Source organism: Arthrobacter sp. AOP36-C1-22, from assembly GCF_052377515.1.
Classification (GTDB): Bacteria; Actinomycetota; Actinomycetes; order Actinomycetales; family Micrococcaceae; genus Arthrobacter_H.
The window spans coordinates 50189-75816 of record NZ_JBQSWW010000013.1; the positions used below are offsets into that span (position 1 = coordinate 50189).

21 protein-coding genes are annotated in these 25628 nt (G+C 65.5%); 12 read left to right on the plus strand and 9 right to left on the minus strand.

The window, feature by feature from the left end; genetic code table 11:
• The first annotated feature begins 54 nt into the window (after positions 1 to 54).
• From ACT3S6_RS09125 to ACT3S6_RS09140, 4 genes are all read left to right on the plus strand, one after another.
• On the plus strand, positions 55 to 654 hold the full coding sequence (locus tag ACT3S6_RS09125; RefSeq protein WP_444554706.1) for a hypothetical protein: 600 nt from the start codon (positions 55 to 57) through the stop codon (positions 652 to 654).
• Between the two features lie 74 nt (positions 655 to 728).
• The gene (locus tag ACT3S6_RS09130; RefSeq protein ID WP_444554679.1) at positions 729 to 2006 is read left to right on the plus strand and encodes a glycosyltransferase; all 1278 of its coding nucleotides are present in this window, start codon (positions 729 to 731) and stop codon (positions 2004 to 2006) included.
• 138 nt (positions 2007 to 2144) lie between these two features.
• On the plus strand, positions 2145 to 2711 hold the full coding sequence (locus tag ACT3S6_RS09135; RefSeq protein ID WP_087001072.1) for an HdeD family acid-resistance protein: 567 nt from the start codon (positions 2145 to 2147) through the stop codon (positions 2709 to 2711).
• A gap of 247 nt (positions 2712 to 2958) precedes the next feature.
• The gene (locus tag ACT3S6_RS09140) at positions 2959 to 3951 is read left to right on the plus strand and encodes an IS481 family transposase (protein ID WP_443389983.1); all 993 of its coding nucleotides are present in this window, start codon (positions 2959 to 2961) and stop codon (positions 3949 to 3951) included.
• On the opposite strand, the gene ACT3S6_RS09145 is transcribed toward ACT3S6_RS09140, so the two are convergent.
• The 3 genes from ACT3S6_RS09145 to ACT3S6_RS09155 are packed head-to-tail and all read right to left on the minus strand — an operon-like array spanning position 3948 to position 7488.
• Positions 3948 to 4823, minus strand: a complete 876-nt coding sequence (locus tag ACT3S6_RS09145; RefSeq protein WP_444554680.1) for a MaoC family dehydratase — start codon at positions 4821 to 4823, stop codon at positions 3948 to 3950. The genes ACT3S6_RS09140 and ACT3S6_RS09145 overlap by 4 nt on opposite strands.
• Positions 4820 to 6157 carry a 3-oxoacyl-ACP reductase gene (locus ACT3S6_RS09150; RefSeq protein WP_443410343.1) on the minus strand — a complete coding sequence of 446 codons (1338 nt, stop codon included), beginning with the start codon at positions 6155 to 6157 and terminating at the stop codon, positions 4820 to 4822. The genes ACT3S6_RS09145 and ACT3S6_RS09150 overlap by 4 nt, the downstream gene beginning before the upstream one ends.
• Before the next feature lie 2 nt (positions 6158 to 6159).
• On the minus strand, positions 6160 to 7488 hold the full coding sequence (locus ACT3S6_RS09155; protein WP_444554681.1) for an acetyl-CoA C-acetyltransferase: 1329 nt from the start codon (positions 7486 to 7488) through the stop codon (positions 6160 to 6162).
• A 64-nt stretch (positions 7489 to 7552) separates the two neighbouring features.
• On the opposite strand from ACT3S6_RS09155, the gene ACT3S6_RS09160 reads away from it, so the two are divergent.
• Both ACT3S6_RS09160 and ACT3S6_RS09165 read left to right on the plus strand, forming a co-directional pair.
• On the plus strand, positions 7553 to 8305 hold the full coding sequence (locus ACT3S6_RS09160; protein ID WP_444554682.1) for a TetR/AcrR family transcriptional regulator: 753 nt from the start codon (positions 7553 to 7555) through the stop codon (positions 8303 to 8305).
• On the plus strand, positions 8302 to 10413 hold the full coding sequence (locus tag ACT3S6_RS09165) for an acyl-CoA dehydrogenase family protein (protein ID WP_444554683.1): 2112 nt from the start codon (positions 8302 to 8304) through the stop codon (positions 10411 to 10413). The genes ACT3S6_RS09160 and ACT3S6_RS09165 overlap by 4 nt, the downstream gene beginning before the upstream one ends.
• A 92-nt stretch (positions 10414 to 10505) precedes the next feature.
• Here ACT3S6_RS09165 and glgA read toward each other — a convergent pair whose 3' ends face one another.
• A complete protein-coding gene (gene glgA / locus ACT3S6_RS09170; protein ID WP_444554684.1) occupies positions 10506 to 11714 on the minus strand; it encodes a glycogen synthase in 1209 nt (402 codons plus the stop codon).
• Positions 11715 to 11818: 104 nt separating this feature from the next.
• On the opposite strand from glgA, the gene glgC reads away from it, so the two are divergent.
• The 3 genes from glgC to pepN are packed head-to-tail and all read left to right on the plus strand — an operon-like array spanning position 11819 to position 17280.
• The gene (gene glgC, locus ACT3S6_RS09175; protein WP_444554685.1) at positions 11819 to 13060 is read left to right on the plus strand and encodes a glucose-1-phosphate adenylyltransferase; all 1242 of its coding nucleotides are present in this window, start codon (positions 11819 to 11821) and stop codon (positions 13058 to 13060) included.
• 45 nt (positions 13061 to 13105) lie between these two features.
• On the plus strand, positions 13106 to 14584 hold the full coding sequence (locus ACT3S6_RS09180; RefSeq protein WP_444554686.1) for an SDR family NAD(P)-dependent oxidoreductase: 1479 nt from the start codon (positions 13106 to 13108) through the stop codon (positions 14582 to 14584).
• A 59-nt stretch (positions 14585 to 14643) separates the two neighbouring features.
• Complete coding sequence (gene pepN, locus ACT3S6_RS09185; RefSeq protein WP_444554687.1) at positions 14644 to 17280, plus strand: aminopeptidase N; 2637 nt, start codon at positions 14644 to 14646, stop codon at positions 17278 to 17280.
• Between the two features lie 71 nt (positions 17281 to 17351).
• On the opposite strand, the gene ACT3S6_RS09190 is transcribed toward pepN, so the two are convergent.
• On the minus strand, positions 17352 to 18458 hold the full coding sequence (locus ACT3S6_RS09190) for a lipoate--protein ligase family protein (protein ID WP_444554688.1): 1107 nt from the start codon (positions 18456 to 18458) through the stop codon (positions 17352 to 17354).
• Positions 18459 to 18582: 124 nt separating this feature from the next.
• Positions 18583 to 18837 carry a type B 50S ribosomal protein L31 gene (locus ACT3S6_RS09195; RefSeq protein ID WP_444554689.1) on the minus strand — a complete coding sequence of 85 codons (255 nt, stop codon included), beginning with the start codon at positions 18835 to 18837 and terminating at the stop codon, positions 18583 to 18585.
• Between the two features lie 361 nt (positions 18838 to 19198).
• On the opposite strand from ACT3S6_RS09195, the gene ACT3S6_RS09200 reads away from it, so the two are divergent.
• Positions 19199 to 19852, plus strand: a complete 654-nt coding sequence (locus tag ACT3S6_RS09200) for a hypothetical protein (protein WP_444554690.1) — start codon at positions 19199 to 19201, stop codon at positions 19850 to 19852.
• Positions 19853 to 20320: 468 nt separating this feature from the next.
• Here ACT3S6_RS09200 and ACT3S6_RS09205 read toward each other — a convergent pair whose 3' ends face one another.
• From ACT3S6_RS09205 to ACT3S6_RS09215, 3 genes are read right to left on the minus strand one after another with little or no spacing between them, the layout of a single operon-like run.
• Positions 20321 to 21127 (minus strand): TrmH family RNA methyltransferase, encoded by an 807-nt coding sequence (locus ACT3S6_RS09205; protein ID WP_444554691.1) that lies wholly within the window; start codon positions 21125 to 21127, stop codon positions 20321 to 20323.
• Positions 21127 to 21921 (minus strand): sulfite exporter TauE/SafE family protein, encoded by a 795-nt coding sequence (locus ACT3S6_RS09210; protein ID WP_444554692.1) that lies wholly within the window; start codon positions 21919 to 21921, stop codon positions 21127 to 21129. The genes ACT3S6_RS09205 and ACT3S6_RS09210 overlap by 1 nt, the downstream gene beginning before the upstream one ends.
• Before the next feature lie 14 nt (positions 21922 to 21935).
• Complete coding sequence (locus ACT3S6_RS09215; protein WP_444554693.1) at positions 21936 to 22727, minus strand: ABC transporter ATP-binding protein; 792 nt, start codon at positions 22725 to 22727, stop codon at positions 21936 to 21938.
• Positions 22728 to 22837: 110 nt separating this feature from the next.
• On the opposite strand from ACT3S6_RS09215, the gene serB reads away from it, so the two are divergent.
• Positions 22838 to 23785, plus strand: a complete 948-nt coding sequence (gene serB, locus ACT3S6_RS09220; protein WP_444554694.1) for a phosphoserine phosphatase SerB — start codon at positions 22838 to 22840, stop codon at positions 23783 to 23785.
• 134 nt (positions 23786 to 23919) lie between these two features.
• Positions 23920 to 25611, plus strand: coding sequence for a VanW family protein (locus tag ACT3S6_RS09225; RefSeq protein WP_444554695.1), 1692 nt, complete (start codon positions 23920 to 23922; stop codon positions 25609 to 25611).
• The last annotated feature ends 17 nt before the right edge of the window (positions 25612 to 25628 follow it).

Consider the following 25628-nt stretch of genomic DNA (forward strand, 5'->3'; position numbering starts at 1 on the left):
AAGCCTATGGCAACGGCCAGGCCCACGCCATCCACGGCACCCACACCGTCGCAGGTGACGAAGGATCCCGAGCCTCCCCAGCAAAAGGACAAGAAACCTGCGCAGACGCCCACCACGCCGAGTGCTGCGGCGCCGAGCACCGCGGCTCCCCCGAAGACCACCCCGCCCGCAGGCCCGGTCCGGTCCCCGGCGCCGACTCAGAAACCCACGACAAAACCCACACCGTCGAACACCCTGCCGCCTCAACCAACGCCCACTCCGACTCCCACCCCGGACAAGCCGACGCCTACCCCGCATCCTGGAACCACGGTTCCGCCGACCCTCAGCCAGCTCTGCCTCGCCTACACCAACGAGGACCTTGAGGCGACCGAGGCTCATGAAGGCCATCCGAAGCCTCGTAAGTCCCGCCTGTTGAACGACGTCGAGCTGGGCTTCCTTCAAGGGGCCTTGGACGCGCACCTTAGCGCTGCCGAAAATCCCCAGGCCGAGGAGTTGAAACCGCCTCTTTCAGTCCACGATGTGGTCGACCACTGCGGTGATTGGTTCCCGCAGAAGATCGATGAAGACACGACACCGGCTGATATTGAGGCCCTGGTGAAGGCAGCAGTTCTGAAGATCGAGAGTGCCCAGGACGCCGACGACAGCCAAAAGTAGTGCCCGGCCGACGGTTCGGACTACTCTTCAAGGGAACGCCCGGCCACTCTCCATTGCTCTCTTCCAGGACCTCCATGACGCACGCCACCGACACGGCCGCCCCTTCACCGGCAGCCGCGACATCGCATCCACTGCGCGTGGCCATGCTCTGCCTCCATACTTCTCCGTTGGATCAGCCGGGTTCGGGTGATGCCGGTGGGATGAACGTGTACGTCCGTGAGGTCGCGCAAGCCATGGCAGCCGCCGGGCTGGTCGTGGAGATCTTCACCCGGGGCCCCCGGAACACCCCACCGGTTTTCTTGAACGAGCGGGTGACCGTCCACCATATTCCGGCGGGCCCCGATGGGCCGGTGGCCAAGGAGGGCCTGCCGGCCTACCTGTCGGAGATCACCGCGTCGATCGCCGACGGGGACTATGGCCCCTTCGACATCATCCACAGCCACTATTGGATGTCAGGCCTCGTCGGGCTGGAACTGGCGGAGCGTTGGGAGGTGCCTTTGGTGCACACCATGCACACCTTGGCCAAGGTCAAACGCCGGCTCCAGCAAGATGCCGAGGAAACGGACAGCCGGGTTGAGGCAGAGACCCTCTTGGCCCGTCAGGCGACGCGCCTGACGGCCAATAGCCGGGCCGAGGCTGATGAGTTGGTCAACGACTACGGTGCCGAACGTACCCGTATCGACCTCGTGGTTCCGGGCGTGAATTTGTCGACCTTCCATCCCGCAGGCCCGCAGATGTGGATCGCCGAAGCAGGACATACTCCGGGTCCAGCCATCGATCCATTGCGTCTGGTCTTTGCTGGACGTATCCAGAAACTCAAGGGTCCCCAAGTCCTTTTGCGGGCCCTCGGGCTGCTGGCCCGTACCCGTCCGGATATCGAGGTCGAACTGGCGATCATCGGTTCCCGCAGTGGTTCGAAGGACCTGGACTTGGCGCGGCTGATCGACGAGGAGCAGCTTCATCAGATCGCCCATCTGCTTCCACCTTCTCCGGCCCATGAGCTCGCTGCCTGGTTTCGGGCCGCCGATGTGGTGGCCGTGCCTTCCTATAGCGAGTCATTTGGCTTGGTGGCCATGGAGGCTCAGGCCTGCGGCACCCCGGTGTTGGCTCATGACGTCGGTGGTTTGCGTCATAGTGTCGCCGATGGTTCCACCGGGGTCCTCGTCCCCGATCTCTCGGCCGAGAGCTGGGCCGAGGCCATCACCCATGCGGCGACCCACCGTGCTGAGATCGCACACATGGGCAAGACGGCCGTGGAGCGGTCCCATGGATTCAGTTGGGTACATACGGCAACAGCGACCCGGGCCAGCTACGCCAAGGCTGCTAGTGATTCGGCCGAGGTAGCCACCTGACCCTGCGGGCGCGTTGGAGCCCTACCGGCCCCACCCGAGAGAAGTCCCTCGTCATCTTTTTCCTGCTGGGATAATCTGATGGGTCGGCACGGTTCCCCCCGTTCCGGAGCCCTGAGGTTTCATTGAAAAGAGGTAGAAGTGGCCAAGAGCGCGACCGTTTCCCCGTCCCAGTCCGTGGGCAATGCCATGTTGTGGCGTGGTGTGGTGTCCATCGTCTTCGGCATCATGGTGCTGGTCTGGCCGCAGGTGACCGTCGTGTTCTTCGTGGTCCTCTTTGGCATCTACGCGATCGTCGATGGCGTGGCTGCCGGCTCCCAATGGTTCAGCGCGCGACGAGGCCCGACGGCACGGCGCCACTCGGGATGGATCCTGGCCGGTGCCATTATCTCGATCCTGGCCGGATTGCTTGCACTGATCGCCCCCGGCTTGACGGCGTTGGCCGTGGCTCTGATCGTCGGCGCGTGGGCCTTGTTGCTGGGCATCACCCAAGTGGTCGTCGCCATCGCTGCCCGCAGGACGACGCCCTACTGGTGGGCGGGGTTGGTCTCCGGAATCCTGGCCATCCTCTTCGGGCTGCTCCTGGTGGTCGCCCCGGGGGTAGGCATCATCGGATTCCTCGGTGTGGTCGGCGCCTACGTGATCGTCTTTGGCATCGTCTTCGTTCTGGCGGGTTTCCAGATCCGTCGATCGACCCGACGCCCCTAGCCCCGGCCGGTGGTTTGGTGCCGGATTCCACCGACAACAAACCACCGTCACGCCCGAGTCCGAATTCCGAGCCCGGGGCTCCGCGCCGGCAGGGTTACCCCGGCCGGGTCGGCAGTTCCCTAGATGTACTGCCCAAGTAGGTTGGTTGAACTCGTGCCACGACACGATATGAATTAATGGGATGAAGAAGGCCCCCTGATGTGGAGTGGAGCTGTCTAAGAAACCGCTTCACAAACAGGAGGCCTTCATGTCCCACGCTAATGCAGCCTTGACCCCGAAAGCACGTCTGAGACTTGCCAGGCTCATCGTCGACGATCGCTGGAGCGTGTCCACCGCGGCGAAGATGTTCATGGTCTCCTGGCCTACGGCCAAACGCTGGGCAGAGCGCTATCGGGTCCACGGCCCGGCAGCAATGGCCGACAAAACCAGTCGGCCCAGGACGTGCCCGGCACGCACCCGGCAGGCCATGGTGAAGAAGATCGTTGCCCTGCGCTGGCGAAAACGATTGGGCCCGGTCCAGATCGCCTACCGGCTGGGACTACCTGCCTCGACCGTGCACGCGGTGCTGGTCCGCTGCCACATCAACCGGTTGCGTTATATCGACCGGGTCACCGGCGAGCCGATCCGCCGCTATGAACATCCTTATCCCGGATCCATGATCCACGTGGACGTCACCAAGTTTGGGAACATCCCCGACGGTGGAGGGCACCGATACGTAGGCCGAAAGGCAGGGGACAAAAACCGTGCGGCGACCCCGGACAAGCCCCGCAATGCGACCTACAACCCGAAAATGGGTACCGCGTTCGTACATACCGTGATCGATGACCACTCCCGCATCGCTTACGCCGAGATCCACGATGATGAGAAGGCCGTCACGGCCATCGCCGTGCTGGGGAGGGCCGTGGCCTGGTTCGCGGACAGGGACGTCACCGTGGAGCGGGTGCTATCCGATAACGGTTCCGCCTATCGCTCACATGCCTGGCGCGATGCCTGCGGGGGGCTGGGGATCAAGCCCAAGAGGACCAGGCCCTACCGGCCCCAGACCAATGGCAAGATCGAACGGTTCCACCGGACCTTGAGCGACGGGTGGGCCTACGCCAAGTTCTACGGCGACGAGGCCACCCGTCGAGACGCGTTGCCGGCCTGGATTCATGAATATAATCACCACAGGCCCCATACCGCTATCGGGAACCAGCCACCCATCAATCGTTTAACTAACGTCCCTGATCAGTACACCTAGAGGGCGCGCACGGCTCCTTGGAAATGCCGGCGCCCCTTCTTCGCATTCCAGCCCTCGAAGCTCAGCAGCTTCCCGGTTGTGGCCACCCCGAAGCTCACCGTGGACGGCAGTAGGACGGGGGCTTCGAACACGATGTCCCAGTGGTATCCGCCCTCGAGCGGAGCCGTCTGGGCCAGCGCCTTACCGGCAAGGAACATGCCGTGGGCAATCTGGCGTTTCATGCCCAGCGCCTTGGCCGGCAGGGCCCCGAGGTGGATGGGGTTGTAGTCCCCCAGCACGGCAGCGTATTCACGTCCGGTTCCCGGCCCCAGACGCCAGGCGCCTGTTTGCCGTGGCGGGACGAACTCGGGCCGCTGGCTCCGGCGTTCTGGACGCTGACCGGCCCAGATGCCCTTGGCCAGGTAGGTGGAAGTGCCCACCCAAACGATTTCTGTTCCGACGCTGACCTCGCACACCACGTCCAGCTGAGTGCCGGCCTGGTGGTCGCGCAGCTTCTCGGTCCACGCCCGCACATCCAGGACCTCATCGACACCCACCGGGCGCAGATGCTCGACCTGGTTGGACAGGTGGACCATCCCCAGCAGGGGCAAAGGAAACTCACGCGCCGCCAACACGGACATGGCCACCGGGAAGACCGTCCCGTGGATGAAAACGCTCGGCAGATGTGGCCGGACGGTATCTCCGACCAACTGCTGGTAGGCCTCCAACCGCGACTGGTCGGCGACCACGCCGTGGACGCTGTGTTCTACCTCGGGCAGCACCAGTTCGGTCTTGGACCGGCTCAGCTGGTTGCGGACCTGATGCGCCACCGCCTCGGCATAGAGCCTGGGCAGCGCCGGGACGGCACCCAGTGGGACGAGGCGGCGGCTCATGCGCCCACCAGTGACTGTCCGCAGACCCGGAGGGTTTGCCCGTTGATCCCCCCGGCGGCGTCGGAGGCCAGGAAACCGATGGCTTCGGCCACGTCGAGCGGTTGGCCACCCTGCATCAGCGAGGGCAACAGCATCCGCCCCACGGCCCGGGTCGCCACGGGAATCTTCGCGGTCATCTCGGTCTCGATGAAACCGGGTGCGACGGCGTTGATGCCCCCATCGCGTTCGGCCATCGCCGACGCCGTGGAGGCGACCATGCCCATCACGCCGGCCTTCGAGGCGGCATAGTTGGTCTGGCCGCGGTTCCCGGCAATGCCGCTGGTGGAGGCCAGCGACACGATCCGCAGGCCGGGCAGGTCGGCGGCCAGGAACGCTTCGTTCATCCGCAGTTGCGATTCGATGTTCACCGCGATGACCGAGTCCCACCGGGAGGGATCCATGTTGGCCAGAAGCTTATCGCGGGTGATTCCTGCATTGTGAATGACAATGTCCAGGTGTCCATGGCGCCCCACGGCGTGCTCCATGATCACTGCTGCGGCATCGTCCCGGGTGATATCGAGCTGCAAGGCCGTCCCACCGACGTCGTTCGCCACGGCCGCCAGCGATTCCCCGGCCTGGGGGACGTCAACGGCGACGATCGTGGCACCGTCACGGTGCAGGGTCCGGGCGATGGCTGCACCAATGCCTCGGGCGGCACCGGTGACCACGGCGACTTTTCCGGCCAACGGCTGGTCCCAGTCCCCCGGCAGGACACCGCGTTCGGATTCGACGGCGATGAACTGTCCATCGACGTAGGCACTGCGTCCGGAGAGCAGGAAGTGCAGGGCAGCTGCCGCCGAGGGGGCTGCGGCGCCGACGCCTTCTGCCAACAGGATGCCGTTGGCGGTGGCACCGCCACGCATTTCACGGCCCAAGGATCGCACTAAGCCGGTCACGCCCATCCGCGCTGCCGAACGTGCCGGTTCGTCGGCGGTGACGGGGGGACGCGATATGGAGACCACCCGCCCACCGGGCAGCAGGCTACGCAACGCGGATCCTGCCTCCAGGGCGACGGCCGAAAGATCGCCGGGGGCTTCCACGGCGTCCAAGGCCAGAATCAGCGCACCGAGTTTTTCGGGCCCTCCCGCATGGCGGCGGACATCGAGTCCCCAGCCCAGCAGCGTCTCCGTCAGGTCGTGAGCGGCAGAGCCGGCGCCCAGGACGACGACCGGACCGGGGACCAGCGGCTTTCCGGGCTGATAGCGGCGCAAGATCGAGGGCCGTGGAAGCCCCAGCGTCTTGGCTAGCTCCTGAGTGATGCCGGTGTTGACGAGCTTCAAGTAGTTGTCAGCCATGATTAGCGTGCCTCCAAAATCGCGACGACGCCTTGACCGCCGGCCGCGCAGACGGAGATCAGGCCACGGCCCGAACCCTTCTCATGCAGCATCTTGGCCAGGGTGGCCACGATGCGTCCGCCGGTGGCGGCGAACGGGTGGCCGGCCGCCAGCGAGGAACCGTTGACGTTCAGTCGGCTGCGGTCAATCGGCCCCAGGGGGGCGTCGAGGCCCAGCTTTTCCCGGCAGAAGTCCGGATCCTCCCAGGCGGCGAGGGTGCTCAGCACCGTACCGGCGAAGGCCTCGTGGATCTCGTAGAAGTCGAAGTCTTGAAGTGTCAGGCCGTTGCGGGCCAGCAGGCGGGGTACCGCGTAGGCGGGGGCCATCAGCAGGCCTTCCTCGCCGTTGACGAAGTCCACGGCGCCCGCTTCGAAGTCCACAAAGTTGGCCAGCATCGGCAAATCGTGTTCGCGGGCGTAGTCCTCCGAGCCAATCAGCACGGCGGCAGCTCCATCGGTCAGCGGGGTGGAGTTCGCTGCGGTCATCGTGGCCCGGTCTCCCAGGTTCTTGCCGAAGGCAGGCTTGAGGCTACCCAGCTTCTCCAAGGTGCTGTCAGCACGCAGGTTCGTATCCCGGCTCACGCCACGGAACGGGGTGATGAGGTCATCGAAGAAGTGCCGGTCGTAGGCTGCCGCCATGTTCTTGTGGCTGGCCAGGGCGAGTTCGTCCTGGGCCTGGCGGGTGATGCCCCAGGCAGCCGTGGTGACCGCCTGATGGTCGCCCATCGATAGGCCGGTGCGGGGCTCTCCGGTACCCGGCGCTGCGGGGGAAAGATCCTTGGGACGGAACTTCGACAGGGCCGTCAGACGCTGCTGCAAAGTGCGGGCCCGGGTCAGTTCCAGCAAGACGGCACGCAGTCCCTCGCTGACGGCGATCGGCGCATCGGAGGTGGTGTCCACTCCGCCGCCGATTCCTGATTCGAGCTGTCCGAGTCGGATTTTATTGGCCAAGGATCCGATGGCCTCCATGCCGGTGGCACAAGCCATCTGCACGTCGTAGGCAGGCGTTGTCGGAGAGAGCGCAGTGCCCAGAACCGATTCACGGACCAGGTTGAAATCCTTGGAGTGCTTCAGGACGGCGCCGCCGGCGACAGCGCCGATGCGCTGACCCTGCAGCCCGAAGCGAGCCACCAGACCGTCCAGGGCGGCGGTGAGCATCTCCTGGTTCGAGGCCGTGGAGTATTTGCCGTTGGACCGGGCGAAGGGGATGCGGTTGCCGCCGATCACGACGGCGGGACGCAGACCGGTGGTGCCGGTCTGCGGGGACTGGGCGGGGGAAGCCGGTGCGGCCATGGAATGACTCCTGACGATGTGAAGTTGATTACCGATACCTAGCGTACCTGATACGCTGGGTATCGTGAACACTTCAGAGCCCCCCGCAACCAGCGGACCGGGCGCCACCGGCGACGGGCGCTCCGCCCGTTGGGATGCCCACCGCCAATCGCGGCGCACCGAATTGGTCAAAGCAGCCCGTTCGGTCATCCACCGCATCGGCCCCTCCGCCTCGATGGACGACTTCGCCGCAGCAGCAGGAACCTCGAAATCGGTCTTCTACCGGTACTTCCGCGATAAGGACGGTCTACGTCAGGCCATGGGCGAAATGGCCATCGGCCAGATGCGCGCCAAAGTCGTTGATGCCGCCCGTCGAGCCACCACCGAGGAATCAGGCCTCCGGGCCATGGTGAAGGCCTACCTGCAGATGGCTCAAACCTCCCCGAACGTCTACTTCTTCGTCACGGACACCGCGAGGGACCCCTTCCGCCCGGTTCCGGAGAAGACCGGCGACGCACCCTTGGATGATTTCTTCGCGGAAATCACTTCCATGATGAAGGACCGGATGCACGCCTATCTCAACGACCGCCACGGCACCGCCGGAATCACCAGCCCGGCGCTCGAATTGTGGCCGACTGCCTCGATCGGCATGGTCAGAGCCGCAGGCGAAGCCTGGCTACGAACCGCCGCCTCCCCCCTCAAACCCGACGAACTTGAATTGACCGAGACCATCACCACCTGGCTGGTTTCCGGAATCACTGGGCATCCACCCGGTGCCCCAGAGCAGTCTCAACACCCCAGCAATGAAGCTATTGAATTGGAAAGGCACACGACGTGACCCAGCAGAACACCGCAGGCTCCGGCCGGACAGAACCCCGCATCGACGTCGCCGCACTCGGAGAGCAGCTTTTGGGCAAGTGGGCGGAAGACCGCCGCACTTCGCGCCGGCTCGCCGGCCGCGAGGATCTCCAGCGCATCGAGGGCCAGTCCATGGACGAGCACCGCGAACGCGTCTTCAACCAGCTCTCCATCCTCGTGGATGAAGGCGCCATCCAGCGTGCCTTTCCGGAAGCGATGGGCGGCGCGGATAACCACGGTGGAAACATCGCCGCCTTCGAGGAACTCGTGGTTGCCGACCCATCCCTGCAGATCAAGGCCGGCGTGCAGTGGGGCCTCTTCGGCTCGGCGATCCAGCATCTGGGCAGCGCGGAACACCAGCAGAAGTGGCTTCCCGGGATCATGAACCTGGAGATCCCCGGGGCCTTCGCGATGACCGAAATCGGCCACGGCTCGGATGTCGCCAGCATTGCCACCACGGCGACCTATGACCCCGACACCGAAGAATTCGTCATCCACACCCCCTTCCGTGCCGCATGGAAGGACTACCTGGGCAACGCCGCCAAGCACGGCCGGGCAGCCGTCGTCTTCGCCCAGTTGATCACCAACGGGGTCAAGCACGGTGTCCACGCCTTCTACGTGCCGATCCGCGACGACAACGGGTTCCTCCCCGGCGTCGGCGGTGAGGACGATGGCTTGAAGGGCGGGCTCAACGGTATCGACAACGGTCGCCTGCACTTCACCGAGGTGCGCATCCCGCGGACCAACCTGCTCAACCGCTACGGCGATGTCGCCGTCGACGGCACCTACACCTCCCCCATCTCCAGCCCGGGTCGTCGGTTCTTCACGATGCTCGGCACCCTGGTCCAGGGGCGGGTTTCCCTCGACGGCGCGGCAGTGGCAGCTTCCAAGGTCGCTCTGCAGATCGCCACGACCTACGCCCACCAGCGCCGGCAGTTCAACGCGACTTCCACGGTGCAGGAGGAAGTCCTCATGGACTACCAGCGCCACCAGCGCCGGCTGATCCCGCGGATCGCGACCACCTACGCCATGTCCTTCGCCCATGAGGAGCTGTTGGAGAAGTTCGACGGCGTGTTCTCCGGCACCGCCGATTCCGATGAGGACCGGCAGGATCTGGAAACCCTGGCCGCCGCGCTGAAGCCGACGTCCACGTGGAACGCGCTCGACATCGTTCAGGAGTGCCGCGAGGCCACCGGTGGCGCCGGCTACATGACCAAGAACCGCTTCACCTCTCTCCATGCCGACCTGGACGTCTACGCGACCTTCGAAGGCGACAACACGGTGCTGCTGCAGCTGGTCGCCAAGCGCCTGCTCACCGACTACGCCCAGGAGTTCCGTCACCTCGACGCCGGGGTCCTGGCGCGCTATGTGGTCCGGCAGGCCGGGAATGTGGCCATCAACCGGTCCGGGCTGCGCCAGCTGGCCCAAACCTTCTCGGATACCGGTTCGGAAAAGCGTTCCGCGAACTTCCTCAAGGACGCCGAAACCCAGCGCGGTCTGCTGACCGACCGGGTCGGCACTGCCGTGGGCGAAGTCGCCGATGCCATGCGCGGGGCCGCCAAGCTGCCGCAGGCCGAGGGCGCCAAGGTCTTCAACGAGCACCAGAACGAGATCATCGAAGCGGCGCGCGCGCATGCCGAACTGCTGCTCTGGGAGGCCTTCACCACGGCCCTGGGCAAGATCCACGACGAGGGCACCCGCCAGGTCATGACCTGGGTCCGTGACCTGTACGGCCTGCAACTGATCGAGAAGGACCTGTCCTGGTACGTGATGCACGGACGCCTGTCCAACCAGCGGGCCCGCACGTTGGGCCCGTACATCAACCGTCTGCTCGCCCGGCTGCGTCCGCACGCCCAGGATCTGGTCGATGCCTTCGGCTACGGCCCCGAACACCTGCGGGCCGACATTTCCTCGGGTATCGAGGCGGAACGTCAGGACGAGGCGGCGGAGTACCTGCGTCGGGAGCGGGCGATGGCCGATGCCCCCATCGACGAAAAGGTCCTGGTCGCGCGGCGCAAGGCCGCTGAGAAGGCCAAGCGCAAGGCCGCGAAGTCCGCGGCGACGAAGGGCAAGAAGGTCGGCGCCTAGCCCCTACCGATGCAGCGGACGACGGCGGTGTTCCCGGGTTCCGGGAGCACCGCCGTCGTCCGCTGTTTTCTGAACCGTTCTGTCCGGTGTTCCTAGCGCCGGTACCCGTCGATCGCGTTGCGGTAGACCTCGAGGGTCCGCACGGCGATCGCGTCCCAGCTGAAGTGGTCCGCGGCCCGCTGCCGCCCGGCCACGCCCATGGCCTGGGTGCCTACCGGGTCCTCCAGGGCACGGTTCAACGCCGCGCCGAAATCCGCAACGAAACCTTCGACGTCCACCGGGGTGCCCGAAGCGTCGTCGAGTTGTTCCAGCGGAACCAGCAGACCGGTCTCGCCATCGGCGACCACCTCGGGGATGCCGCCGACGGCGCTGGCGACCACTGCTGTGCCGCAGGCCATGGCTTCGAGGTTCACGATCCCCAACGGCTCGTAGATGGACGGGCAGGCGAACACGGTCGCTTGGCTGAGAACCTGAATCAGTTCGTCACGCGGGAGCATGCGTTCGATCACGACGACGGCTTCGCGGGTAGCCCGGAGCAGGGCAATGAGTTCGGCCACTTCGGCCGCCAATTCCGGGGTGTCGGCGGCACCGGCACACAGCACCAGCTGGACGTCCGGTGGCAACAGGGCTGCTGCCCGCAATAAATAGGGCACCCCCTTCTGCCGGGTGATCCGTCCGACGAAGGCCACGGTGCGTTTGTCGGGGTCGATGCCAAGCCCCGGCAGGGCCTCCAGGTCCGGTGCCGGATGCCAGGCGTCGACGTCGACACCGTTATGCACCACGTGCACCCGTTCCGGGTCGACTCCGGGGTAGGCGTTCAAGATATCGCGGCGCATTCCCGCGGAAACCGCGATGACGGCATCGGCCCCGTGATAGGCAGTGGATTCGGCCCAGGAGCTGACCGCATAGCCGCCACCGAGTTGTTCGGCCTTCCACGGTCGCAAGGGCTCCAGGGAGTGGGCGCTCAGGACGTGCGGGACCCCGTGCATCATTGATCCCAGGTGGCCGGCGAAATTGGCGTACCAGGTATGGGAATGGATGATGTCCGTTCCCGCCAGGGCAGGGACGATGCGCAGATCGGTCCCCAGCGTCGCCACGGCCGGATTCGCGGTGGCCAGGTCCTCTGGCTCGGCATAGCTGGCCACCTGCGCCCCGTGGTAGTCCCCCGGGCGTTCGGCACCGAAGGCATGGACATGCAGTTCCGTCTGCGGGGCCAGCACACGAGCCAGCTCGGCGACGTGCACACCCGCCCCGCCATAGATGGCGGGCGGGAATTCCTTGGTCACAATGTCTACTCTCACAGCACCAACGTAGCCGCATAAGTGACTTCTGCCATAGTCTGATCCCAGAAGGTGCAGCCCGGCGGCCACCTCCGCCGGGAGGGAACGATCACTAGGGAGTCGGCATGCCCCAAAAAAAAGTCCTCGTCGTGGTTCTGGCTGGTGGGGAAGGCAAGCGGTTGATGCCGTTGACGGCCGACCGCGCCAAACCGGCGGTGCCGTTCGGGGGAAGCTATCGGCTGATCGACTTCGCGTTGTCCAATGTCGTGAACTCGGGCTACCTGCGGGTCGTGGTGCTCACGCAATATAAATCGCACAGCCTGGACCGCCATGTTTCCGAAACCTGGCGCATGTCCACCCAACTGGGCAACTATGTCGCTTCGGTGCCGGCCCAGCAGCGTCTGGGCAAGGACTGGTTCCTGGGCTCGGCGAACGCGATCTACCAGTCCCTGAACCTGATCCACGACGCCAAACCCGAATACGTGCTCGTCGTCGGCGCCGACCACGTGTATCGGATGGACTTCTCGGCCATGATCGACGCCCATGTCGCCGCCGGCGTTTCCGCCACCGTGGCCGCCGTGCGCCAGCCGCTGGAGCAGGTGAACCAGTTCGGCGTCATCGAGGTCGATGCGCAGACCCCCGGCAGGATCGCCGCCTTCCGCGAGAAACCCGATTCGACTCCTGGCCTCCCCGATGATCCGAGCAGCTTCCTGGCGTCGATGGGCAACTACGTCTTCTCGACGGATGCCCTGCTGGAGGCGCTGGAGTCGGATAACGTCAGGGACGACACCAAACACGATATGGGTGCCGACATCATCCCCGCCTTCGTGGAACGCGGGGATTGCGGGGTCTATGACTTCTCGGCCAATCCGGTCCCGGGCGAGGACGCCTCCCTCATACGCTATTGGCGCGACGTAGGAACATTGGATTCCTATTATGAAGCGCATATGGATCTGGTCGCCCCGATCCCGCAGTTCAATCTGTACAACCAGGAGTGGCCGATCCACACCCGCCACCACAGCTCACCTCCCTCCAAACTCGTGCGCTCCAAGAACGGAACCCCCGGCGAAGCCCATGACTCGCTGCTGGCCGCCGGGGTGGTGATCACCGGAGGCACGGTCACCCGCTCCGTGATCTCCACGGACGCACGGGTCGAACACGGGGCCCAGGTCACCGATTCGGTCCTGCTCGACAACGTCGTCATCGGCGCCGGAGCCACGGTGAAGCACGCCATCATCGACAAGAACGTGGTGGTCCCTGCAGGGGTCGGTATCGGGGTGGACCATGAGGTGGATCGGGCGCGTGGATTCCTGGTCACCGAATCCGGATTGACCGTCTTGTCCAAGGGCCAGCAGATCGACGCCTAGCCCGACTCGGTGGACGCGGCGTGGGGGCGGTAGAGTTCTCCCGACATGACTGAGCATTCCTTCCCCATCGCCGCCGACGATCTGGCCGCCTGCCTGAGCGTCCTCGAGCGCATCCACGAACTCCCCGACGACAACGAACAATTCATCGCCGTGCGCCGCGCCACCGCGAAGATGTTCAAGGAGGTCAAGCGCGCCCGCCGGACCGATGCCCGCCAAGCGGTGGTGGAGGCCGACAGGAAAGTCATGGAACGCACCGCCACCGGAGCCGCCAACCGTCTGGATGACGAAACCGAAGGGCTGGACCTTTCCACCAGCTCGGCGGGCTCCAGCGCCGGGGAATACCAGCAACCGCGCAAATGCTACGTCTGCAAGCAGCCCTTCACGAAGGTTGACGCCTTCCACCATCTGTTATGCCCCGATTGCGCCGCCGGCGGCAGGCATTGGCGCGAAGCCCGGGTGGACCTGAGTGGACGCCGAGCCCTACTTACCGGCGGGCGCGCCAAAATTGGCATGCATATTGCCTTGCGGCTCCTGCGCGACGGCGCCCACACCACCATCACCACCCGTTTCCCGGCCGACGCGGCCCGACGCTTCGCGGCACTGGATGACAGCGCCGACTGGTTGCACCGGTTGCGTATCGTCGGGATCGACCTCCGTGATCCCTCGCAGGTGGTCTCGCTAACGGAACAGCTCATCGCTGCCGGCCCCCTGGACATCCTGATCAATAATGCCGCGCAGACGGTTCGTCGTTCCGGCGAGGCCTACCGTCACCTGATTGAATCCGAGGCACAACCACTAGCCCCCGAGCTAACGTATGCCCAAGGCGGCCCCGAGATCTGGGGCGCAGGACAAGCACCGCAAGCCCACCCCCAGGCGTTGGCAGCTGCCTTTGACTTGGACACCGGGGCCGTGGAATCGGCGGCGGCGTTGGCTCCTGGACGGCTGGCCGAATTGGCGATGACCGCGGGCTCGGCCTCCTGGGACCGTGTGGCCGCCGGAACCGCCATCGATGCCGGAGGGTTGGTCCCGGATTTGGTCAGCGCGAACAGCTGGACCCATACGCTGGGTCATGTGGAGGCGCTGGAACTGCTGGAGGTCCAGCTGTGCAATGTCACGGCCCCGTTCCTGCTGGCGAGCCTGTTGCGTCCGGCAATGGCCGCCTCCTCGTTCAAACGCAAGTACATCGTGAACGTCTCGGCGATGGAGGGGCAGTTCTCCCGGGTCTATAAGGGGCCGGGACACCCTCATACCAATATGGCGAAAGCCTCGTTGAACATGCTGACCCGCACCTCGTCAGAGGAACTGTTCGAGACCGATGGCATCCTCATGACGGCGGTGGATACCGGCTGGATCACCGACGAACGCCCACACGAGTCCAAGATCCGACACGCCGCCGGAGGCTGGCACGCCCCCTTGGATCTGATCGACGGGGCGGCCCGGGTCTACCATCCGATCGTCGCCGGCGAGGAGGGCACCGATCTGCGGGGCTGCTTCATCAAGGACTACCGCCCCTCCCCCTGGTAACCGGCCAAAGAACCACGCAACGGTGATCTTCAACACCTGTTTCATGGTTGAATGGCCCCGTGGAGAATCAGCAGCCCAGAAACCAGAACCTGTCCCGCGATGAGGCCGCCGAGCGCGCCCGGATCCTCTGTGTCGACTCCTATGAAGTCGATCTCGATCTGACCGGCGCCCCGGATCCCGCGGTCTCCGGCTACCGATCCCGGACGCGGATCGCGCTCACCGCCCAGGTCGCCGGCGAAGAGACCTTCCTGGACTTCATCCATGGTGGCGTCGCCTCGGTGGTCCATAACGGCAAGGCCTTGGATCCCGCCACGGCGGTCCGTGGTTCCCGGATCCACTTCACCCCCACGGAAGGCCACAACCTCGTTGAGGTCGACGGCACGGCCCTCTACTCGACCTCCGGAGAGGGCATGCACCGGTTCGTTGACCCGGTGGACGGCCAGACCTACCTGTACACCCAGTACGAGCCGGCCGATGCCCGTCGCGTCTTCGCGAACTTCGAACAACCCGACCTCAAGGCCCCCTTCACCTTCACCGTAACGGCGCCCGCACACTGGCATGTCGCCTCCAACCAGTCGGTGGCCGAACGCAGCGAACACGGCAACGGGATGGCAACCTCGCTCTTCGCCCCGACGCTGCCGATCTCGACCTACATCACCACGATCCTGGCCGGGCCATACCACTACGTCACCGACAGCTGGTCCCGCCGCCTCGAGGACGGCAGCACGCTGACCGTCCCGCTGGGCCTGAGCTGCCGGGCCTCGCTGGCGGCAAGCTTCGATGCCGATGCCCTGTTCACCACCACCCGGCAGGGGCTGGACTTCTTCCATGACCTCTTCGACTACCCCTACCCCTGGGGCAAATACGACCAGGCTTTCGTCCCCGAATACAACCTCGGCGCCATGGAGAACCCCGGTCTGGTCACCTTCACTGAGAACTACGTCTTCACCTCCCGCGCCACCGAATCCCAGTACGAGGGCCGGGCGAATACGATCATGCACGAGATGGCCCATATGTGGTTCGGCGATCTGGTCACGATGCGCTGGTGGGACGACCTGTGGCTGAAGGAATCCTTCGCCGACTTCATCGGCACCCTGGCCGTGGCCGAAGCCACCGACTTCGATACCGCCTGGGTCACCTTCGCGAACCGCCGCAAGGCCTGGGCCTACGTCCAGGACCAGCTGCCGACCACCCACCCGATCGTCGCCGACATCCCCGATCTGGAAGCGGCCCGGCAGAATTTCGATGGCATCACCTACGCCAAGGGCGCCTCCGTGCTCAAGCAGCTCGATGCCTACGTCGGGCGCGAGGCCTTCGTCTCCGCGGCCCGTACCTATTTCCGTCGCCACGAATACGGCAACACCACCCTGGCGGACTTCCTGGCCGTCCTGGCCGAGGCCTCCGGCCGCGATATGGGGGCCTGGTCCGAATCCTGGCTCCGCACCGCGGGGGTCGGTTCCCTGGAGGTCGAGTTCGAGGAGCACGACGGCGCAGTCACCTCGGCGGTCATCGTCCAGGAGGGCGCGGATCCCACGACGGGATCCCCCGCCATCCGTCCACACACCCTGGGGTTGGGCACCTTCGAATTGCGCGATGGCAAGCTGGAGCGCACCGGAGGATTCAGGCTCGATGTCACCGGGGCCCGGACCGAGATCCCCGAACTCGTCGGCCGGCCCCGCCCCGCCGTCGTCCTGCCCAATGACGGGGACCTGACCTATGCCAAGGTCAGATTCGACGAGTCCTCCCTGCAGGTCCTGCTCGAACGCCTCGGCACGTTGACAGAGCCTCTGTCGCGGGCCACCGCCTGGGCAGCCCTCTGGTCCATGGTCCGCGATGGCCTGCTTCCGGCACCGGTCTTCCTGAGCGCGGTCCGCCGACATGTCTCCACGATCACCGATGTCGGAGTCCTGTCGATGATCCTGGGGCAGGCCGAGACCGCCGTCCAACGGTACTGCCCTCCCCATGTCAGGGATGCCGAACACCGGCAGCTGGCCCAGTCGCTGCATGATTTCCTGCTCGCTGCTGATCCCGGATCCGACGCCCAGCTGGCCTTCGCCAGGGCCCTGGCCGAGTTGGCCCGCGCCGGCGAACTCGACCATGTCGTGGCCGGGCTGCTGGACGGCAGCCTCCGGGTCGAAGGACTCACCGTCGACGAGCAGTTGCGCTGGGCCCTGCTGCAGGCCGGTGCGGCCCGGGGACACATCTCCACCTCCACCCTGGAGGCCGAGCGCCAGGCCAACCCGTCGGCGGTCGCCACCGTGGGGCAGGCGCTCGCCTGGGCAGCACGCCCGGAGGCGCAGGTGAAGCAGGCGGCCTTCGACGCCGCCCTGTCCGGAACCGACGCCGACGGCGCGGTCCTCTCCAACGATGTCCTCAGTGCCACGGTCAACGGTTTCCTGATCGGTTCACATGAGCAGATCGACGGCTACTACGAACGCTACTGGCCGGCCCTGGCCGATATCTGGGAGAAGATGAGCATCGGCCTGGCCACCCGGATCGTGCAGGGCCTGTTCCCGTTGGATCAGGATCTGGGCACCGAGGCACCGGAGCAGCATCGCGTCGTGCGCAGCGCCGATGCCTGGCTCGCCGACCACGCAGAGGCTCCACGGGCCCTGCGTCGGATCATCATCGAACAGCGCGACCAGCTGGTGCGCACCCTGCACGGGCAGGCCGCCGTCCTGGCGTCACGGGACTGAGCTCACCGGCAATCGGATGAGGCCGGCGCCGGGCCCAATCCGGCGCCGGCCCGTCCAGGGGCCCGGTCCGGCTAGGGAACCCGGTTCAGCCATCCATCGGTCCGGAACTTCTCGTCGGCGAGACGCTCGGCCCGGGTCAACGTGGCCTCATCGATTTCGGTCCGGGTCGCCCCATAGCGCTCGGCAAAGGTCGAGATCATCGTCTCGATGATCTCGGCCCGCGGGATGCCCGCCTGCCGCTTGAGTGGATCCACCCGTTTCTTGGCGCTGGCGATCCCCTTATCGGAAATCTTCTCCTGCCCGATGCGCAGCACCTCGGTCATCTTCTCGGCGTCGATGTCGTAGCTCATCGTGACGTGATGCAGGATCGCTCCCCCGGCGAAACGCTTCTGCGCGGCTCCGCCGAACTTTCCCTGGTCGGTCGCGATGTCGTTCAATGGTTTATAGAACGCCTCCACGCCTAGGCGTTTCAACGACTCCATCACCCAGGCGTCCAGGAACGGGTAGGAGTCGGCAAAGCTCATGCCATCCACCAGCGACGCGGGAAGATAGAGGGAATAGGTCATGCAGTTCCCGGCCTCCATGAACATGGCCCCACCCCCGCTGATGCGCCGCACCACGGTCACCCCATGCTTCCGGGCCCCGTCGGGGTTGATTTCGTTGCGGACCGACTGGAAACTGCCGATGACTACGGCGGGCTCGTTCCAGTCCCAGATCCGCAGGGTGGGTTTCCGGGTCCCTTCCATGACCTCACGGGTCATGATCTCGTCCAGGGCGACGTTGGCGGCGATGGGCAACGAACGGGGTCCGATGACTTCCCAGTCGTGGTCGGCCCACGTCGTCGCCAGGCCCAGGGCCCGGCGCACCGCGGTGGCCACGGCCGCGGGATCGAATCCGAACATGACCGCGTCGTGGCCGACCGCCCTGTCGACGGCTCCGCTGATCACCGCATGCGGTGCCGAGGCCTCCATTCCGACCAGGGCCGAGTTGATGTCATCCAGCGCCTCATCCGGTTCGAGGAAGAAGTCCCCGTTGATGTTGGCGCGCACGATCCGCGCCTCCGCCCCTTCACCGGCGACCTCGAGATCGGCGACCACGAGTTTTCCTCCGTGGACCTTGAATTCTCCGTGGTGGGTGTAGGGCGTGCTGTCCGGCTGGGGAAGATTCTCGACTGGCATGGTTCCATCCTAGTGAACCCGCCGGGCCCACGGGTCCCGGAACGGCCCGGCGGGGCGGCGTCGGCCCCGGGCCGTTAACGACAAAAGGACCCCGAAGGGTCCTTTTGCCACATGAAGGGTCCGCTTACTTCTTGCCGAAGTTCTTGAAGCGGGCGTTGAAGCGCTCGACGCGGCCGGCCGAGTCCATGATGCGCTGCTTACCCGTGTAGAACGGGTGTGATGCTGCCGAGATCTCGACGTCGATGACCGGGTAGGTCTTGCCGTCTTCCCACTCGATCGTCTTGCTCGAGGACCGGGTGGAGCGGGTCAGGATCTTTTCGCCGGAGGCGAGGTCGTTGAACACGACCGCCTCGTACTTCGGGTGGGTATTGGACTTCATGTGGAAAACCTTTGTTCGAGCCACTGGATTTTGCCAGCAGCCATACGGGTACAGCCGTTCCGTTCGTCACGGAACCGACCATTCACTGTATCCCATCGACAGATGCCCGGAAAAATCGCCGCGCCTACTGGGTGCGTAGTCCGGTGCCAACACGAAAAGCCACGCCCCTCCTGCACCCCACCGGCTACCTCCCTGGCTGGTCCCCGGATGGGGGGCATCGACGCTGGGATCCGCAGCCCGATGGTTTCGTGGGACAGCTTCACTGACATCCGCACGTAGCGCTTACCTGCGCGGGCAAAATGTCAGGGCTGCATGACAGCCTGCTTTCACAGTCAAGCGAGCAACACACGAAAGGACAACCATGGATACCGCTTCACAGATGCACGTCCAGATTCCCGAGGAAACACTGGAAATCATCACCTCTGGTCTTGAGTACCACGATAAGCACCATTGGATCCCGTGGGCTTGGGCGGCGATTTCCCGAGAGGGGGACCTCGAGCCGATCGTGGACGAATCCAGTCCTGACGATGCATCCCAACTCATCACGCTCGCTGCCTTGGGCCATCTCTACGACAAATTCCAGGATGCCTATACCGGGCTCCACCCCAGAGACGAGTTCCTGACCGAGCTGCTGGGCGACGCGCGCCCGGCAATCAATCAAATCGAACTGGCGCGCTACTGCGAACGCAACGGTCACTACGACTACTCGGAAATTCCCGAGTCCGCAGCCGCGCTCGAACACGTTGCCGTCAACAACCGAACAAACGAAGTCCAAGTTCGACTGGTCCACCTTGTCGGCCAAGCAAGACTGTTCACCTCGCTCGTTGTTGCCGGTACGGCAATAGCGACCGCTGATTTCGGCGCCGAAGACGACGACGCCGAATTTATCCCCCTTGGCGACTCACTGACACTTGATGCATTCGACCCGTATTTAGACGACGTCCTGAACTTCACCCTCACTGCCGAAAAGCATCGTGCATATGAGTGGCTCACGGGCGACCTCGACCTTGGATGATCCGGCGGTCCGCCACTCGCCCCAGTCGTTGGTGAAGACCTGAGTGCCTGGACAGGGACGAGCTGCCACAACAACACCCTCTCGCCAGGTAGAAGAACGATCGGTTCGTCGCCCTGCTGCTGATGGTTTGCACTACCGGGATCCCACTCAAAGCCGGCACTACTCGGCGTTGGGCGCTCACCAACTGCTCATCGGGTAATATTCAGCGCCGGTTGTTCGAGTACGTCCGAAGCGTCAGCCCAGGATCAACGAGTCCATGGCCTGCAGTCGGATTCAAGCCCTGGCTTTCAGTGGAGAGCGCCAACGTCCACGTCTGGCTCTGATGAACCACGACCATCACGCCTCTCATTGGGCTCGCACTCCCCTGCTGGAGTCATGCCAGCTTTCTAGGGCGCGTTTTGAGAGGGCCGGAGCCACTCCGGCGAACCATCCAGGAGACCCGGCCTGCGCCCACGACATTCGCCGCGCCTACCTCGCCCGCAATTCCCACATGGCCACGGTGGAGGCCGCAGCGACATTCAACGAATCGACGCCCGGGCGCATGGGGATCATCACGGCCTCGTCCACCCGGGCCAGGGTGTCGTCCGAGACACCGGCCCCTTCGGTGCCCAGCACCAGGGCCAACCGATCGATGTTCTCGGCGGCTACTTCATCGATGGGCCGGGCCGAGTCGGTGACCTCCATGGCCGCCAACCGGAATCCGTCCCCGCGCAGCCGGTCCAGCCCCTCATTCCAGTCCTCCAGCCGCGCCCACGGGATCTGGAAGACCCCACCCATGCTCACCCGGATGGAACGCCGGTACAGCGGATCGGCACAGCGGGCGGAGACCAGGACGGCGTCCATTCCCAGGGCGGCCGCCGAACGGAAGATCGCGCCGAGGTTGGTGTGGTCCACGATGTCCTCCAACAACAGCACCCGGCGGGCCCCGGCGACGACGTCGGCCACCGGAACCGGTTGCGGCCGGTTCATGGCAGCCAGCGCACCCCGGTGCAGGTGGAAGCCGGTGATCTCCTCCAACACGCCCGGCGCCCCGACGAAGGCCGGAACCTCGGGGTGGGCTTCGAGGACATCGGAGAGCCCCTCGAGCCATTTATCGGCCAGGAAGAAGGAGCGCGGGACGTGTCCGGCGGCCAGGGCCCGACGCAGGACCTTGGAGCTTTCGGCGATGTAGAGCCCGCGCCCCGGATCGGTTCGTTGCCGCAGGGCCGCATCGGAGAGCCGGACGTAATCGGAGACGCGCGGGTCGGAGGCAGATTCCAGGGTGATGATCGGCATCAGGAGACCAGCTTGCCGATCATGACCGCCAGGGCCACGAGCCCGAGCACCACGATGAACGAACGCAGCAGCAGCGGTGAGAGCTTCCGGCCGACCCGGGCGCCGATGAACCCACCGACCAGGGAACCGCCGGCGATGAGCAGGACGATCAGCCAGTTGATGCGGTCGAAGGCGAAGAGCAGGTAGGACACGGCGGCGACCAGGTTGACCACCAGCGAGAGGATGACCTTGATCGCATTGGACTGCTGCAGCGAACCATGGAAGAAGATGCCCAGCACGGCCATGAGCAGGATGCCCTGGGCCGCGGTGAAGTAGCCTCCGTAGACCCCGATGAGGAAGACCAGGACGTAGACCAGCGGCGATAGTTTCTGTTCGTCCGCATGGGAAGGCCGCAGGGCCCCGCCGCTTTGCCTCTCACGCACCCACCGGGCCAGCCGCGGCTGGAAGATGACCAGCAGGATTGCGATCGCGATGAGGACCGGGGCCACATACCCGAAGACCGTTTCGGGAAGGTGGAGCAGCAGGAAGGCGCCCAGGATGCCGCCCAGCAGCGAGGCCGGAACCAGTTTGAGCATCGTCTTGGGGACGGTGCGGGCTTCCTGCCGGTATCCCCAGGCGCCGGAGAACCCGCCGGCGACCAGGCCCATGGCGTTGGAGATGATGGAGTTGACCGGCGCGAAGCCCAGGGCCACAAGGACCGGGAACGTCACCAGCGAGCCGGAGCCGACGATCGTGTTGATCGTGCCCGCCCAGAGCCCGGCAAAGAGGACGAGCAGTTCCCTCCATAAATCCATGCGCTGCGCTGGCCCTAGGCGCCGGGTCGGGCGACGGCCGAGTAGCGGCCGTCGTCGACGCGCAGGCGCAGATCCATCTCGAAGGTCTCCGAGAGGTTGGCTTCGGTTAGTGTCGTGGCGATGGGGCCGGCTGAGACGATGTTGCCCTCGTTCAGCAGCATGGCATGGGTGAAGCCCGGGGGGATCTCCTCGAGGTGGTGGGTCACCAGGACCATGGCCGGTGCCTCGTCGTCGGCGGCGAGCTCGGAGAGGCGGGCGACGAGGTCCTCGCGCCCCGCCAGGTCCAGTCCTGCCCCGGGTTCGTCCAGGAGGAGCAGTTCGGGGTCGGTCATCAGGGCCCGGGCGATCTGCACCCGCTTGCGTTCGCCGTCGCTCAGTGACCCGAATTTCCGGTTGATCAGGGTGGACATCCCCCAGTCGTGCAGCAGTGAGAAGGCCCGGCGTTCGTCCATGGCCTCATATTGTTCACGCCAGCGGCCGGTGGTGCCCCAGGAGGCGGTGACCACGACGTTCAACACCTTCTCGTGGGCGGGGATGTGGGTGGCCAGGGCCCCGGAGGACAACCCGATCCGCGGACGCAGTTCAAAGACGTCGACCCGTCCCAGGGTCTCGTCGAGGATCTCGGCGGTGCCCCGGGTGGGGTGCATGCGGGCCGCGGCGATCTGCAACAGGGTGGTCTTCCCGGCCCCGTTGGGACCCAGAACAACCCATCGTTCGTCCTCCTTCACCTGCCAGTCGATGCTCGTCAAGAGGTTCTTTTGACCCCGGACCACGTCGATACCGGTAAAGGAGAGCACATCATTCATGGTCAAAACACTAAGGCAATACCTAGGTGATCGGCCAAATGCTACCGGGTGTGCCGCCCCGCGACGTCGCGAAGTAGCGCCTAGCAGGCACCGCACGGGAGAATCGTTCCATGAAGATCAGCAGTTACCTCGTCTCCCATCACGGCACCGCGTCCTCCCCCGACGACGGTGCCGCGACTCCGACGGCCGCCGACGGCCCGGAGGCGACCCGGTTCGAACCGGCACGGATCGAGGCGCTCCTGGGGGACCACGGGTTCTCCACGGCCTCCTCCACGGCGTTCTCGGGGCTGGGGTACGCCGGAACACGCAGGGCGTTGACCCGCACGACGCCGGAAGGCCCCGACGCAGACCGCTCCGCCGCCTTGCTGGACCGGCTCGCCGCCGACTCCGCGCAGCATGCCCTGGTCCCGGCCAGCCTGATCGAGGCGCCCCGCAAGCTGCTGGTCATGGACGTCGATTCCACGTTGATCCGGCAGGAGGTCATCGAGTTGCTGGCCGCCCATGCCGGGCGTGAGGCCGAAGTCGCCGCCGTCACCGAGGCGGCGATGCGCGGCGAACTGGACTTCTCCGAAAGTCTCCACGCCCGGGTGGCCACCCTGGCCGGGCTGGAGGCCGGGGTCATCGATCGGGTGTGCGACGCCGTCGTTCTCTCGGCCGGGGCCAGGGAACTGATCGCGGCCTGCCACGAGGGCGGGCATCTGGTGGGCGTTGTCTCGGGCGGGTTCCTCCAGATCCTCCGGCCGCTGGCCGACGGGTTGGGGCTGGACTTCGCCCGGGCCAACGATCTGGGCGTCAGCGAAGGCCGGCTGACCGGAACCGTGAACGGGGAGATCGTCGATGCCGCCGCCAAGGAGTCGTCCCTGCGGCAGTGGGCCGTCGAGGCGGGCCTCCCCGTGGAACACACCATCGCCGCCGGCGACGGAGCCAACGACCTGTTGATGGTCCGGGCTGCCGGACTCGGGATCGCTTATTGCGCCAAACCCGCGTTGCGTACCGCCGCCGACGCGGTGATCGATCTGCCACGGCTGGACATCATTCGTCATCTGGCAGGTATTTGATCATGACGATTGCATAACTACCGGGCCCCGCGGACATCAGCGGCGCATCTGCGCGAGCCCGCGGCGCTAGGATCTTTTGTGGTGCGCGTTCCGACGGGCGCACGGCGTCGATGAACATGGAGCATTCGCGGGCAATGATGCGGGACAAAAAAGACACGAGCAAGAAGAAAAAGGGCTGGCTGATCGGCGGTGGCGCCATCATCCTGTTGGCGGGCGCCTACGCAGGCGGGGCGTCGCTGCTCGGCGACCAGATCCCCAACGGGACCACGGTCCACGGGGTCGAGATCGGCGGTCTGAGCAGTTCCGACGCCGCCGCCCGACTGCACCGGGACCTGGACCCGCTGGCTTCCGAACCGGTCACGATCGCCGCCGGGGAACAGTCCGCGCCGCTGACCCCCGACGAATCCGGCCTGGGCCTGGACATCGAGGCCACCCTGCAGGGCCGGACCGGGTACACCCTGAACCCCATGGTCCTCTTTCAACGCCTGACCGGCGGTTCGGCCATCAAGCCGGTCCTGACCCAGGACGACGACGCCTTGCACGCCGCCATAGAGGATCTGCGTCCCAAGCTGGACACCAAGGCCACCGAAGGCAAGATTGCCTTCAAGGACTCCAAGGTCCAGTACGACGCCCCGTCCGAAGGCGAGAAGGTCGACGCGGACCAGGCCGGCGACGCCATCGGCAATTCCTGGTTCGGCGCGAGCGAACCCATCGAGGTGGCCACCACCACGGTGGAGCCCAAGACCCCCGCCTCGGCGTTCGAGAAGGTCCGCGATGAGCAGGCCAAGCCCCTGGTCGCCGGGAACGTGACCGTGGCCGCCGATGACCTGAAGGCCACCTTGAAGCCGGCCGAGCTGGCCCAGGCGGCGTCCTTCAAGGTCTCTGACGGCGCGGTGAAGATGTCGTTGGACAACCAGCAGCTCGCCGACCGTCTGCTCAAGGCCAATCCCAAGATGGCGTCGACGGCCAAGGACGCCCGCATCGTCCTGAAGGACGGGAAGCCGAAGATCATCCCCGCGGTCAAGGGCCATGGCGTCGAGACGAAGAACCTCACCGAGAAGATCCTCACCGCCGCGACCACCGATTCACGGACCGCGAAGATCGACGTCGCCGTCACCAAGCCGGAACTGACGACCGCGAAGGCGAAGAAGCTGGGTGTGAAGGAGGAGATCGTCGAGTTCTCCACGCCGTACCCCACCTTTGACACGGTCCGGACCAAGAACCTGCGCGCCGGGGCCTCGAAGCTCAACGGCATGCTGGTCATGCCCGGCGACACCTTCTCGCTGACCAAGGCGCTGGCCCCCATCACGGAGGCGAACGGCTACTTCAAGTCCGGCGTGGTGGAAGACGGCTTCACCACCGAAGCCATCGGCGGTGGTCTGTCGCAGATCTCCACCCAGTTGTTCAACGTGGGATGGCTCGGGGGCATGGACGATGTCACCCACCGGCCGCATAGCCGCTGGTTCGACCGCTACCCCGCCGGGCGTGAATCCACCCTGTGGGAAGGCCAGATCGACATGGCCTGGAAGAACAACACCGGCCACGCCGTGATGATCCAGGCCTGGGTGACCGACAGCCATGTGAAGACCCGTCTCTGGGGGACCAAGAAGTACAAGGTCACCTCCAAGACCTCGGGGCACTACAACAAGACCAACCCCAAGACTACCTACAACGACGCCGAGAAGTGTGTCGCGGAGTCCGGTGGCCAGAAGGGGTTCTCGGTCGATGTGCACCGCACCCGGACGGCGGGCTCGGAGACGCTCAAGGACAGCCTGCACTGGACGTATCAGCCCTGGAACAAGGTCGTCTGCGGGAAGAAGCCCTAACCCCCGCACCGACGCCA

Bases quoted from the DNA above. Each gene is read 5' to 3' on its own strand.
- ACT3S6_RS09210 (WP_444554692.1), bottom strand. From the start codon at position 21,921: ATGGATTTATGGAGGGAACTGCTCGTCCTCTTTGCCGGGCTCTGGGCG.
- ACT3S6_RS09225 (WP_444554695.1), top strand. From the start codon at position 23,920: ATGATGCGGGACAAAAAAGACACGAGCAAGAAGAAAAAGGGCTGGCTG.
- ACT3S6_RS09145 (WP_444554680.1), bottom strand. From the start codon at position 4,823: ATGAGCCGCCGCCTCGTCCCACTGGGTGCCGTCCCGGCGCTGCCCAGG.
- ACT3S6_RS09150 (WP_443410343.1), bottom strand. From the start codon at position 6,157: ATGGCTGACAACTACTTGAAGCTCGTCAACACCGGCATCACTCAGGAG.
- ACT3S6_RS09205 (WP_444554691.1), bottom strand. From the start codon at position 21,127: ATGCCGATCATCACCCTGGAATCTGCCTCCGACCCGCGCGTCTCCGAT.
- ACT3S6_RS09215 (WP_444554693.1), bottom strand. From the start codon at position 22,727: ATGAATGATGTGCTCTCCTTTACCGGTATCGACGTGGTCCGGGGTCAA.
- ACT3S6_RS09140 (WP_443389983.1), top strand. From the start codon at position 2,959: ATGTCCCACGCTAATGCAGCCTTGACCCCGAAAGCACGTCTGAGACTT.
- ACT3S6_RS09200 (WP_444554690.1), top strand. From the start codon at position 19,199: ATGGATACCGCTTCACAGATGCACGTCCAGATTCCCGAGGAAACACTG.
- ACT3S6_RS09190 (WP_444554688.1), bottom strand. From the start codon at position 18,458: ATGCCAGTCGAGAATCTTCCCCAGCCGGACAGCACGCCCTACACCCAC.
- glgC (WP_444554685.1), top strand. From the start codon at position 11,819: ATGCCCCAAAAAAAAGTCCTCGTCGTGGTTCTGGCTGGTGGGGAAGGC.
- serB (WP_444554694.1), top strand. From the start codon at position 22,838: ATGAAGATCAGCAGTTACCTCGTCTCCCATCACGGCACCGCGTCCTCC.
- ACT3S6_RS09195 (WP_444554689.1), bottom strand. From the start codon at position 18,837: ATGAAGTCCAATACCCACCCGAAGTACGAGGCGGTCGTGTTCAACGAC.
- ACT3S6_RS09130 (WP_444554679.1), top strand. From the start codon at position 729: ATGACGCACGCCACCGACACGGCCGCCCCTTCACCGGCAGCCGCGACA.
- ACT3S6_RS09155 (WP_444554681.1), bottom strand. From the start codon at position 7,488: ATGGCCGCACCGGCTTCCCCCGCCCAGTCCCCGCAGACCGGCACCACC.
- ACT3S6_RS09180 (WP_444554686.1), top strand. From the start codon at position 13,106: ATGACTGAGCATTCCTTCCCCATCGCCGCCGACGATCTGGCCGCCTGC.